General features: G+C 71.4%; 17 protein-coding genes. 16 read left to right on the plus strand and 1 reads right to left on the minus strand.

Annotated features, from left to right (window positions below; translation table 11 throughout):
• The first annotated feature begins 130 nt into the window (after positions 1 to 130).
• The 16 genes from ACZ6O2_RS35825 to ACZ6O2_RS35900 all read left to right on the plus strand — a co-directional run bounded on the left by ACZ6O2_RS35825 (position 131) and on the right by ACZ6O2_RS35900 (position 9,447).
• Complete coding sequence (locus ACZ6O2_RS35825) at positions 131 to 421, plus strand: hypothetical protein (protein ID WP_349876228.1); 291 nt, start codon at positions 131 to 133, stop codon at positions 419 to 421.
• A gap of 138 nt (positions 422 to 559) precedes the next feature.
• Positions 560 to 1,525, plus strand: a complete 966-nt coding sequence (locus ACZ6O2_RS35830) for a DUF2637 domain-containing protein (protein ID WP_466026115.1) — start codon at positions 560 to 562, stop codon at positions 1,523 to 1,525.
• Positions 1,526 to 1,539: 14 nt separating this feature from the next.
• Entirely contained in the window at positions 1,540 to 1,947 is a 408-nt protein-coding gene (locus tag ACZ6O2_RS35835) for a hypothetical protein (protein ID WP_466026116.1), read from the plus strand.
• Between the two features lie 330 nt (positions 1,948 to 2,277).
• The gene (locus ACZ6O2_RS35840) at positions 2,278 to 3,243 is read left to right on the plus strand and encodes a recombinase family protein (RefSeq protein WP_466026117.1); all 966 of its coding nucleotides are present in this window, start codon (positions 2,278 to 2,280) and stop codon (positions 3,241 to 3,243) included.
• Positions 3,244 to 3,482: 239 nt separating this feature from the next.
• A complete protein-coding gene (locus ACZ6O2_RS35845; protein ID WP_466026118.1) occupies positions 3,483 to 3,749 on the plus strand; it encodes a hypothetical protein in 267 nt (88 codons plus the stop codon).
• 101 nt (positions 3,750 to 3,850) lie between these two features.
• Positions 3,851 to 4,954, plus strand: coding sequence for a ParB/RepB/Spo0J family partition protein (locus ACZ6O2_RS35850; RefSeq protein WP_466026119.1), 1,104 nt, complete (start codon positions 3,851 to 3,853; stop codon positions 4,952 to 4,954).
• Positions 4,955 to 5,050: 96 nt separating this feature from the next.
• Positions 5,051 to 5,230, plus strand: coding sequence for a hypothetical protein (locus ACZ6O2_RS35855; protein ID WP_466026120.1), 180 nt, complete (start codon positions 5,051 to 5,053; stop codon positions 5,228 to 5,230).
• Positions 5,231 to 5,301: 71 nt separating this feature from the next.
• Positions 5,302 to 5,649 carry a hypothetical protein gene (locus tag ACZ6O2_RS35860; protein WP_466026121.1) on the plus strand — a complete coding sequence of 116 codons (348 nt, stop codon included), beginning with the start codon at positions 5,302 to 5,304 and terminating at the stop codon, positions 5,647 to 5,649.
• Positions 5,646 to 6,125, plus strand: a complete 480-nt coding sequence (locus tag ACZ6O2_RS35865) for a hypothetical protein (RefSeq protein ID WP_349876239.1) — start codon at positions 5,646 to 5,648, stop codon at positions 6,123 to 6,125. The genes ACZ6O2_RS35860 and ACZ6O2_RS35865 overlap by 4 nt, the downstream gene beginning before the upstream one ends.
• Entirely contained in the window at positions 6,125 to 6,394 is a 270-nt protein-coding gene (locus tag ACZ6O2_RS35870) for a hypothetical protein (RefSeq protein WP_466026122.1), read from the plus strand. The genes ACZ6O2_RS35865 and ACZ6O2_RS35870 overlap by 1 nt, the downstream gene beginning before the upstream one ends.
• A gap of 3 nt (positions 6,395 to 6,397) precedes the next feature.
• The gene (locus tag ACZ6O2_RS35875; RefSeq protein ID WP_230650381.1) at positions 6,398 to 6,541 is read left to right on the plus strand and encodes a DUF6011 domain-containing protein; all 144 of its coding nucleotides are present in this window, start codon (positions 6,398 to 6,400) and stop codon (positions 6,539 to 6,541) included.
• Positions 6,538 to 6,804, plus strand: a complete 267-nt coding sequence (locus ACZ6O2_RS35880) for a hypothetical protein (RefSeq protein ID WP_349876241.1) — start codon at positions 6,538 to 6,540, stop codon at positions 6,802 to 6,804. The genes ACZ6O2_RS35875 and ACZ6O2_RS35880 overlap by 4 nt, the downstream gene beginning before the upstream one ends.
• Positions 6,794 to 7,216: a hypothetical protein gene (locus ACZ6O2_RS35885; protein WP_466026123.1), complete on the plus strand. Its 423-nt coding sequence runs from the start codon at positions 6,794 to 6,796 to the stop codon at positions 7,214 to 7,216. The genes ACZ6O2_RS35880 and ACZ6O2_RS35885 overlap by 11 nt, the downstream gene beginning before the upstream one ends.
• Before the next feature lie 16 nt (positions 7,217 to 7,232).
• The gene (locus ACZ6O2_RS35890; RefSeq protein ID WP_466026124.1) at positions 7,233 to 7,724 is read left to right on the plus strand and encodes a hypothetical protein; all 492 of its coding nucleotides are present in this window, start codon (positions 7,233 to 7,235) and stop codon (positions 7,722 to 7,724) included.
• Between the two features lie 452 nt (positions 7,725 to 8,176).
• Complete coding sequence (locus tag ACZ6O2_RS35895) at positions 8,177 to 8,521, plus strand: AbrB/MazE/SpoVT family DNA-binding domain-containing protein (RefSeq protein ID WP_466026125.1); 345 nt, start codon at positions 8,177 to 8,179, stop codon at positions 8,519 to 8,521.
• Positions 8,518 to 9,447, plus strand: coding sequence for a tyrosine-type recombinase/integrase (locus ACZ6O2_RS35900; protein ID WP_466026126.1), 930 nt, complete (start codon positions 8,518 to 8,520; stop codon positions 9,445 to 9,447). The genes ACZ6O2_RS35895 and ACZ6O2_RS35900 overlap by 4 nt, the downstream gene beginning before the upstream one ends.
• Positions 9,448 to 9,735: 288 nt before the next feature.
• On the opposite strand, the gene ACZ6O2_RS35905 is transcribed toward ACZ6O2_RS35900, so the two are convergent.
• Positions 9,736 to 10,535, minus strand: a protein-coding gene (locus tag ACZ6O2_RS35905; RefSeq protein WP_466026127.1) for an IS5 family transposase whose coding sequence is annotated in 2 segments (ribosomal slippage) — positions 9,736 to 10,199 and positions 10,199 to 10,535 — 801 coding nt in all. Because the reading frame shifts where the segments join, the coding sequence is not laid out codon by codon here.
• Between the last annotated feature and the right edge of the window lie 172 nt (positions 10,536 to 10,707).

Consider the following 10,707-nt stretch of genomic DNA (forward strand, 5'->3'; position numbering starts at 1 on the left):
CCCCCCCCCCCCCCCCCCCCCCCCCCCCCCCCCCCCCCCCCCCCCCCCCCCCCCCCCCCCCCCCCCCCCCCCCCCCCCCCCCCCCCCCCGCTTCCGTGACCTGACCCGACCCTGACCTGAGGAGCGAGAGATGAGCGACCTGATCTGCACCGAGCGCCTGGTGATCCCGACCTTCAACGCCGAGTTCGCGCCCGAGGAGGACCACGGCCCGTGCGCGGGCACGGCGGTCGCCCGCGTGGTGATCGAGCACGACGGCGAGAAGTGCGGGGACGGCGGGCTGTGCCTGTTCGACCCGGAGGAGGGCCTGGAGCTGGACCCGTGGACGCAGGAGCGCCTGCTGTGCGCCGACCACCTGTACGAGCACGAGCGGGCGGTGGCCGAGCGGGGCGAGCTGGTGGGGGAGACGCTGACCCGCCTGTGACGACCGAGGAGAGCCGCTCGGGACCCCCCCGGGCGGCCTCGACCTGTTGGAGGGAAACCGATGGAGAGCAAGACGGTGCCGGACGTGCCGGCACTGCCGAGCGGCGGCCGTGCCGCCGAGGCCGCCGGGTAGGCCGGCGTGGTTCACGTGGAGAAGGTCGACGTGCCGGAGCGGCCGGGCAAGGGCGCGTGGGCGTCGGTGTGGCTGTCGTTCGGTGCCGGGATCGCGGCATCGCTGGCGGCGAACATCGCGCACGCCGGTGCCAGCGGCGGCGCGAAGGCGGTCGCCGGGTGGGCGCCGCTGGCGCTGCTGCTGTGCTCCGAGGTGATGACGAAGGTGCCGGCACCGCGGCAACGGTGGCTGCGGCGGGTGCAGGTGGTCGGCACGGTAATCGTCGCCGGGGTCGCCGCGCTGGCCAGCTACCGGCACATGCGGGGCCTGGCCTTGGAGTACGGCGAGGACCAGCTGACGGCGAGCACGCTGCCGCTGTCCGTCGACGGCCTGGTGGTCGTGGCGTCGATCGGGCTGGTGGTGTTGTCGCAGCAGCGGCGCGTGGCGATCGCGGCCGAGCGTGGCGCCGCCCTCGCGCCTGCCGTGCCGGCGCGGCCGGTGCCGCCGCCCCCGGCGCCGGTGCCGCAGCCCGAGCCGGTGCCGGTGCCGCCGGACGCCGTGCCGGTGCCGGTGCCGGTGCCGGAGCCCGTGCCGGTGCCGCCGGATCCGGAGCCGGAGCCCGTGCCGGAGCCGGAGCCCGTGCCGCAGTCGGCGCGGGTGCCGCTGCCGTCGCTGGACGTGGTGGTGCCGCCCGAGCCGTGGCCGGCCGGGCAGCCGGTGCCGCCGCCGGACCCGGAGCCGGACCCGGTGCCGCCGGACGGTGCCGACGAGAACGCGGCGGCGCGGAAGGAGTGGCGGGACTCGCTGGCGGCCGGCGAGCCGCTGACGGGCAAGGCGCTCAGCGACCGCTTCAAGCGGAGCGAGCGGTGGGGCCGGAACCGCATCGCGGAGGCGAAGGCGGAGCTCCAGGCAGAGCAGGAGGCCGGCGGCGACGTCGCCGGCGGAACCGACCAGCAGGACACCCGGGTGCCAGTCGGCGCCGGGGTCGAGTAGAGGAGGAGAGACAGATGGTGTCGATGGCGATGATCGCGGCCGCGCGGGCGGCCGAGTTCCCGGCGAGCCCGTACGCCTGGGTGCTGACCCGGGACCGGGACCACGAGCTGCACGGCACGTCGGGGTCGGAGGTGGGGACGACCGGTCCCCGGCAGGCGACCGACGAGATGGTGGAGCGGGCCCGGACCGAGGGCCGCCGGTTCCGGCTGCTCGACGAGGGCGACATCGACGAGGGCGCGATTGCGGACGGTAAGGACGTCGACGAGGCGGAGCGCGGCGTGGTGTACGAGGGGCTGATCTGGACCCAGGACGAGCCGGGCGGCGATCAGGACTTCGGGCCGCTGTACGACTTCGGCACGCCGAACTACGGCTGCGTCGAGATCCAGTACCGGGACGAGCGCGGCCAGTGGGTTTCGCTGTAGTGGCGCACTGTCCGGTCGCAGTGGTTGAATGTGACCGGCCCCGTCCCAGGGAGTCGTTCGGTACGCGGTCCCGGTCAGGTGAGCAGTCGGGGGACAGCGAGGTCTGACCGGGGCCGTACCGGCGAAGACGCGAAGAGAGCCCGGCATCCATGCTCAGTGGGTGCCGGGCTCTTTGCATGCGCGCGATTGTCGGGGTGTGGGGGTACGGTGTCCGGAACGCGACAGTCACGCGATGGTAACTCCTACGTACCTGTACGTAGCACGGTGCCATGCTGCACTGCTAGCTTATAGGCCGGTCGAGTTCAGGCCGGGGGTTGTTGGGGGTCAGGCATGCGGTGCTACGGGTACGACGAGACAGGCAGGGAGATCATCGACGCCGAGGCGACGGTGATCCGAGACGTCGTGAAGCGGGTCCTCGACGGGGACAGTATGCGATCGGTCGTCGCCGATCTACGGGCGCGGGGAGTAACCACGTCCGCCGGCCGGCCGTGGACGCAGCAGTCGCTGTCGCGGCTGCTGCGCAACCCGCGGCTGGCGGGCCTGCGGACGTATCACGGCGAGGTGGTCGGCCCGGGCCAGTGGGCGCCGATCATCGACCGGGCGACGCACAAGGCGCTGCTGGCGCTGCTGGACGCCCCGGAGCGGAAGCAGCCCCACGCGACGAACGTGCGGAAGTACCTGCTGTCCGGCGGGTTCCTGGTGTGCGGGTACCCGCTGCCCGACGAGAGCGGGACCGGCACGCACATCGACGGGAAGCCGCTCTACACGCAGCCGAGCAACAGCGGCAAGCGCGGGTACGTGTGCCGGGCCGGCAGCCCCAGCTACGGGTGCGGGCGCATCCGGATCGCGGCGGAGAGCCTGGAGGAGGAGGTCGCCGCCCGGGCCCTGGCGCGGCTGGCGTCGCCGAAGGTGCGGGCGCGGCTGGAGCGCGCGATCGGCTCGGCGAAGGACGGCGGCGAGACGATGCAGCGGGTGCTCCAGGCGATCGAGGACCGGCTGGCCGAGGCGGGGCAGGCGTACGCCCGGCGGGAGATCAGCCTGGTGACGCTGACGGCGATCGAGGCCGAGGCGAAGCGCGAGCAGAAGCAGGTGCGCGAGCGCCTGGCCCAGGCGGAGCGGTTGCAGTCGCTGCCGGCGACGACGCCGGAGGGCCTGGCCGAGTGGTGGGTCGACGCGCCGCTGGAGCGGCGCCGCGAGCTGCTGGCTCTCGTCCTGGACCGGATCATCGTGAAGCCGGCGACCCGGGCGGGCGCGGCGCAGCTCGACACCGACCGGCTGGAGTTCGTCTGGAAGTAGCCGGTGTGTGACACTGCTCCTCATTGGACATCGGCGGCGGGCCGGCAGATGTAACCACGATTCGGGATTCGCGTGGGAGAAATCTTTCATCGCGGATAGTTGATCTGTTCCTCAGCGTGCCGCCGTGCCTATGATCCAGCCCATTGGTCTTTCCAGAGGCGCAGCGTAGCCACCCTGCGGTGTGGGGCCGCAGTGGGATGGCGTGTGCGCATCGAGACGGATGCGGGGAGCTGAGCGGGTTGCATCGCAAGCGCACGATCGAGGTCCAGGAGTTGGCGGGGCGGATCGAGGCCGAGCTGGCCTCGGGGCGGGTGGACGGCGCGGACGTCAGCGATGAGCAGGCAGAGAAGATCGCGGAGGTGCTGCGTCCCGCGCCGCCGGCCGACCTGGCGCAGCTGGCCCGCCGGGCAGCGCGCAGCGTGCGCCGTACCGCGGTCTACGTGGCGGCCGGCCCCCTGGTCCCGACGTTCGCCGCCGCCGTGGCGGCTGCCGGTGCGGTCGCGTGACGCGCTCCACGGTCCGGCGTACATAGATTATTGGCGGCAAGATCGACTTTCGACTACAATGAATGTGTACGTCTTGGTACCCGTTCACTGTGGAGGAAGCGATGACTGCGACTGCGACCGCGAAGCGCACCGCGAAGAAGGGGCCGGTGGTCAGAACCATCCCGGTCGCCAAGATCGAGGCGGACCCGGACCAGCCGCGCAAGCAGTTCACCGAGGAGGAGCTGGCCGAGCTGGCGGCGTCGATGCAGAGCATCGGCCAGCTCCAGCCGGTCGCCGTGCGCAAGACGGCGAAGGCGGGCCAGTACCGCCTGGTCGTCGGCGAGCGGCGCTGGCGGGCCGCCCAGCAGGGCGGCATCGAGGAGCTGCACGCGCTGATCTGGGAGATGGACGACGAGACGGCGTTCATCGCGCAGGTGGCGGAGAACGTCAACCGGCAGGACATGACGCCGATGGAGGAGGCCGCCGCCTACCAGCGCCTCGCGGCGGCCGGCTGGGAGACGGAGCGGATCGCCGAGCTGTTCGGCAAGAGCCAGCCGTACATCGGGTGGCGGATCGACCTGCTCGGGCTGATCGACGACGCGAAGGCGCTCGTCGCCAAGGGGCAGCTGCAGGTGGGCGTCGCCTGGTACGTGTGCCGGCTGTCCGCCGACCAGCAGCGGCGGTTCCTGGTGAAGTGGGCGCGGGGAGAGTTCAGGTCGGCGCGGGACGCCGAGGAGTTCGCGAAGGCGTGCAAGTTGGCTGAGGAGCAGGCCGGGTTCTTCCAGATCGACGAGGAAGAGCACAGCGAGGAGAAGCAGGCGGAGGTCGTCGCCAAGCGCAAGAAGGTGACGAGCAAGATCGACCGCCTGGCGGCGGCCGGCGAGATCCTGGCCGAGTTGGCGGCGATGGACGCGGAGGAGCTGGCGAAGGTCCTCGCCGGCGCCGACGGCGGCGTGGCGGCGTACCGGCAGCGGGTCGACCACCTGCGGACGGCGGCGGGGAAGGTGTCGGCGAAGCTGCGCAAGGCGCAGGCCCTGGCGGCGTCGGTGACGGTGGAGCTGGACCCGGAGGCCGTGGTGGAGGTGCCGGCCGAGCTGGTCGACGTGACGCCGGTGCCGACGGTGCCGGTCAACGACGGGTCGATCAAGGTGGACCCGGACTGCGACTGGCCGGGCCACGCCGACGCGGTGGAGGAGTACGGCTTCTGCTCGGTGTGCCAGCACTGAGGACGGTGACAGTGGACGCCCCGCGGGCTGACCCGCGGGGCGCCTGCGTGCCGGCGATCCCTGTGCGGGTGCAGTGGGAGTGCGTATGCTCCGGGCGTGGGCGCCATCGGGCCGATCAAGCTGCCGCCGTGCGGCGTCTGCCGGCGTGCCCAGGTGAGGGCCCGGCGGGGCGACCGCGACCCGGTGGTGCTGTGCCTGGCGTGCGACGGCGGGCCGCTGGTGGACAAGGCCCGCGCGGCGCTCTCCGACGACCAGCGGCGGGCTCTGAACCTGTGAGGCGGCCCCGTCGTGCCCGCGAGCTGTACGGCCGCAGTTTGACCGTGCGTGCTCTGTTGGATACAATGTTTATGTACAACCCCCGGCTGTTGGAGGCGATCGGTGCGGAGCGAGTGGTCACGGTCCTGTGGGCGTGGCCGCTGCCGTCCGGGTCGGCCCGCCTGCGGCAGGCGATGCGACGAGCGCAGGCCGAGCTGTACCGGCAGGCGCGAATGATGAACGCGGTCCCGCTCGGGCCGGCGACCTTCCGGGTCGCCCGACGCGCGGTGTTCGACACTCACGCCGGCCCGGCGCTCGTCGCGGAAGTCAGGGCAGCCCAGCTGCCGAAACCGAACGGAGAGGGGACCACTGTGTCCGCAAGCTGTACGGCCGCAATGGAAGACTGCGGCCAGCGCTGCACGAGGGGTGAGGCGCGATGAGCCTGACCGCGCAGCAGGAAGAGCAGGCCCGCCAGGTGAAGGCGGCCCTGCCGGGCTACCTGGCGGTGCGGGAGACGGCGGCCGCTGTGCTCCTCGCGGCCGGGAAGGACATTGGGCTGCGGCTCGACGAGCGCGACGCCCGGGACCTGGCCGAGGCCGTGGTCGACGCGATCCACAAGGGCGCGGAGGTGCGCGGGATCTCGTTCGCCTGCGACATCGCCGACCAGGAGATGGCCGCCCACGAGCGGTACCTGCTGCGCCCCGCGCGGGAGAAGGCCAAGAGCGGCGACCCGCTGGCCCGCGCGGTCCTGCGCGACCTGGAGCAGCACGTCGAGGGCACGAAGAGGCTGCGTGACGAGCTGGTCGAGCGGCTGGCCCGGGTCGGCGGGCAGTGGCTCGCCGAGCGGCAGCGGATCGTCGCGGTGGTGCCGATGCCGACCCCGGACAAGGGGCAGCACCGGGTCAAGGCGGCGTAGTGGCCGACGAGCCGCAGACGGCGCGGGACCGGGCACTGGCCCGGGCCCGCACCACCCGGCGCGAGACGGGGGCCGAGCTGCCGCCGCGCCGGGGCCGGCCGATGGTGACCCGGCCGCCGGCGGACGCCCCGCCGGTCGACGACCGGGTGGCGACCCTGGCCACGGCGTACATCGTCGAGGGCTACAGCGCCGACGAGGTGGCCGAACGGCTCGGGGTCGACCGCGGATGGTGCCGGGGGATCGCCGCCCGGCTGCGAGGGAGGAGGTAGCCGATGCCCGACCAGGTGGCGGCCGCCGAGGAGATCGTGGAGTGCGAGGACTGCGGACGTCCGCTGCGGACGCCCCGGGCCCGTGCCGAACGGCTCGGACCGAAGTGCCGCCGCAAGCGGCTACTAGCGATGGGAGCAGCAGCGTGACGGCGATCGTGCGGATCGGGGACGGCGTGTACACGCCGATGGTGGAGGCGAGGGCGGTCCTGCCGCTGCCGCCGCTGCCGGACGCGCAGGCCGTCGACGTCGCCCACGGCGACGGGATCCACGAGCTGGAGCTGCTGACCGTGCGGGGTCCGGCCTCGGTCGTCGCGTCCGCCGTGGACGCGCTGGGCGCCTACCTGGACGAGCTGGTCCCGACGATCGGGAAGCTCTACCACGACCACGAAGGGCCTCAACATGGAGGTTGAGTTGCAGCTGTTCACGAACCGCTACCAGCGGTTCAGGCCCGACCAGGGCGCGCCGGTCCGGACGACGGTCGGCAAGCCCCGGTTCCCGTTGCCGTACGACTTGGCCGGGTTCGCCCGGCTCCTCGCGCCGACGTACGGGATGTTGAAGATGCAGCAGGGGCCGTACCGGCACATCTACCTGGAGCGGCTGGAGGCCGCCGGGGTGGATCTGATCTCAGAGCAGCTGGCGGAGATCGCGGACGCGGCGGGAAGTGAGCGCCTGGTCCTGCTGTGCTTCTGCGACCTGAACGTGCCGCCGCCGGACAACTGGTGCCACCGGCGCATGTTCGCCGCGTGGTGGGAAGACCAGACCGGACACGAAGTACGCGAGCTGGACCGGCGGCGCGAAACGCCGGCAGCGACCTTGTTCTGACGACAAAGGAGTTCACGTGGAACTGACTCTTGAACGACCGGAGGCGGGCGTGCCGCTCGACCTCGACCCGACACTCCAGCCCGGCGAGCCCGGGTACTTCTCGGGGGAGTGGCTGGAGTACCCGTACGACGGCGGCCGCCGGTTCGAGTCGGCGTACGCGGGCACGCTGGTCCGCCGGTGGAACGGCTGGGCGGTGTGGTCCTGCACCCGCGAGGTGGCCGAGGCGATCGTCACCGACCAGGAGATGTCCCGGCGGCACAACCGGGTGCTGCTGGCGGCCAACGGGCTGGCCGGCGAGAAGCTGGAGCGGTACCTGGACCAGGACGTCGTGCCGGTGCGTTGGGACGGCGACGTGATCGTGGTCGACCGCAGGGCGCTCGACGAGGAGGAGCTGCGCATCGAGCCGGACGAGCACGGCCGGTACGTTGTGATGGGCGGCAACTGGATGTGGGAAGAGGTGCCGGTCGACGGCGCCGACACGGTGCACGGGGTCGCTGAGCGACCGTAGCCGTACAGCTGGGGGCCGGTCCGCTGGGCCGGCCCCCTTCGCGTGGGCAAGATCAACGGTGTTCCCGGTGGGCACACGGCGGGGAACAGAGGGCTACAAGCGGCCACAACGGGGCACGAGTAGACACAAGCTGAGCAGGGCCGATACGATCGGTGCAGGTCAGAGACTCGGAGCCGTGGGGTTCAAGTCCCCCCTCGGACACTCCCGCGTAGCATTCGTGCGACGTTTTGCGGACCGGTGGTTGAGCAGCTTCAACCACCCTCGTTCACTCTCTGTATGCCCATGGCGGCCCCGCTTACGGGGTGGTGGGCGGTGTGAGTAACCAGGCTGTCTCCGCCGTCATCCCGGCTGTGGTTCTGCCAGGTCAGCTGAGCGCTGGCCGCGGGAAATCCTCGGGGGGCCCACTCAAGCGACCGCCCTTGCCGCTGGCGAGGCTCGTCGCCCGTCGCGCTGTGAGCACCGTCTACGGCCTGGTCACCCTCGACTCCCGCGGACGCGTCGCCGACCGGACCGCGATGAAGGCCCTCGGCTGGGCTCCCGGCCGTCGACTCGACATCCGGGAACATCGCGGGCTGATCATCGTGGCCGCCGATCAGCAGGGCGTGTTCGCCGTGACCAAGGAAGGGTACCTGCGGCTGCCGGCCGTAGTCCGGCACTGGTGTCGGCTCGCCGCCGGCGACCGGGTGTTCCTTGCGGCCGAGCCGGACGCCTCCCGGCTCGTGGTGCACCCCCCGGCCGCGCTGGATGCGATGATCGCCGAGGCCCACGCGGCGGCCCTTGGCGGTGATCGCGCATGAGCGACACCCCGGCGGGGCGAGCGGAGTTGGATGCCGCCCGGTTGTTGCTGGCGCGGATGGGTATCTCGCCGGCTGACCTTGTTCAGGCGGCGTCCGAGCGGCCACCGGCGCCGACGTTCGCCGAGTACGTTCCGGTCGTGTCAGCGGCGGTCACTGCGGGTACGAGGCGGGCGTATGGCTCGTACTGGAATCGGGTCCTGGAACACTGGGGACAGCGACGACTGGATGAGCCGACACCGTCGGAGATCGAGCAGTTGGCGGAGTACGTCAAGACGCACGTGGTGGCCCGGCGTAACGCCCGTGGCGGGCGCAGTGCGGCGGAGCATCTGATCGCGGCTTTGCGGTGCCTGTATAAGCGGGCGGTCGCCGACGGGTTCATCGCGGCGGCGGACAATCCCGCGCTGAAGGTGGCCAAGCCGCGGCGGCTGCCGAGCACCCGACGGGCAGTGGCGGACACCCGGCTGGCGGAAATCAACGCCGTGGCCGCCAGCACCGGCGATGACCCGGCGTTGGACAGTCTCTTGCTGCGCCTGCATACCGAGACAGCGTGCCGCCGGGGCGGGGCGCTGGCACTGCGGCCGGTCGACCTCGACTCGGACCAGTGCCTGATCCTGCTGCGTGAGAAGGGAGACACCGTGCGGTGGCAGCCGGTGTCACCGACACTGATGAGACACCTGCAGCGGCATGCCGAAGAGCGGCACGCCACGGGAACGGGCCAACTGCTGCGGTACCGGAACGGACAGCCAATCACGTACCGACGCTATGACCACCTGTGGGTTCGCATCGGTGAGCACCTGCCGTGGGTGTACGTGCAGCAGATCAGCACGCACTGGCTGCGGCACACGACGCTGACGTGGGTGGAGCGGAACTTCGGCTACGCCGTGGCCCGGGCCTACGCCGGGCATCCGACAGCGGTGGCGACGTAGGCACGACCACGACCTACGTCCGGGCGAGCCTCCAAGAGGTCGCGGCGGCGCTCGCAGCCCTCACCAGCGAGCCCCATCCCCTGGCGTAGCTACCGCAGAAGCGGGGTGGGTCCGGTCGACATGTCCAGGCCCACCCTGGCTGGTGACGCGGATCGTTGGATGCCGCTGCCTCGCGGACAGGGGTCTGCGGCATGGAGGGTAGGAGGTGCTCCTGAGCCTGGATGATCCTTGCCGCGCAGCTGATCGAAAATACTTTGGTATTTGTCGCTGGTTCGTTACTAACAACTCCTAACTCTTTGAGCGTTGGAGTCTGCGCCAGCAGATGATGGCGCAGGCGAGGGTGAGGAAGGCTTCGTGGATGTCGTCGCGGATCTCCCAGCGGATGCGGAGGCGGCGGAACCAGTGCAGCAGGGCGATGGTCTGTTCGACGACCCATCGTCGGGTGCCGAGTCCTGACCCGTGGTCGGTGCCGCGGCGGGCGATGACCGGGGTGATGCCCTTGGCCCGCAGGTCGCGGCGGTAGCAGTCGTAGTCGTAGCCGCGGTCGGCGTAGATCCGCTCTGGTCGTTGCCGCGGCCGGCCCCGGATGCCCTTGATCCGGGGGACCTTGTCGACCAGAGGCATGAGCTGGGTGACGTCGTGGCGGTTGCCGCCGGTCAGGCTCGCGGCGAGGGGGATGCCGCCCGCGTCGGTGATGACGTGGTGTTTCGAGCCTGGCTTGCGGCGGTCGACCGGGCTCGGACCGGTTTTGGGCCACCTTTGAGCGCCCGGATGTGGGAACCGTCGATCACCGCCCGGGACATGTCGAGTTGCCCGGTGGCACGGAGTTTGCCGAGCAGGACCGCGTGCAGTTGTTGCCATACGCCGGCGTCGTTCCAGTCCCGCAACCTGCGCCAACAGGTCATCCCTGACCCGAATCCGAGCTCTTGGGGCAGGTACTCCCAGGGGATCGCGGTGTAGAGCACGAACAGGATCCCGCACAGCACCTTGCGGTCATCGAGAGGCCTGCGGCCGGGGTAGCGGTATCGGCGAGGCGGACGGGGCGGCAGCAGCGGTTCGACCTCGGCCCACAACTCGTCCGAGACGATCCACGGCGGCTGCTCACCCCTTCTCACGTTCAGACAGAACGATCCTCACGTCCAACCGGATACGCCCAACATCATTTATAGGTCCTAACAAAGTCGTACGACGTGTCGGTACGTGATGATGCAGGTGGCCAGGCCGAGGAAGGCTTCGTGGATGTCGTCGCGGCGTTCCCAC

This window comes from Micromonospora sp. NPDC048040 (genome assembly GCF_055587185.1).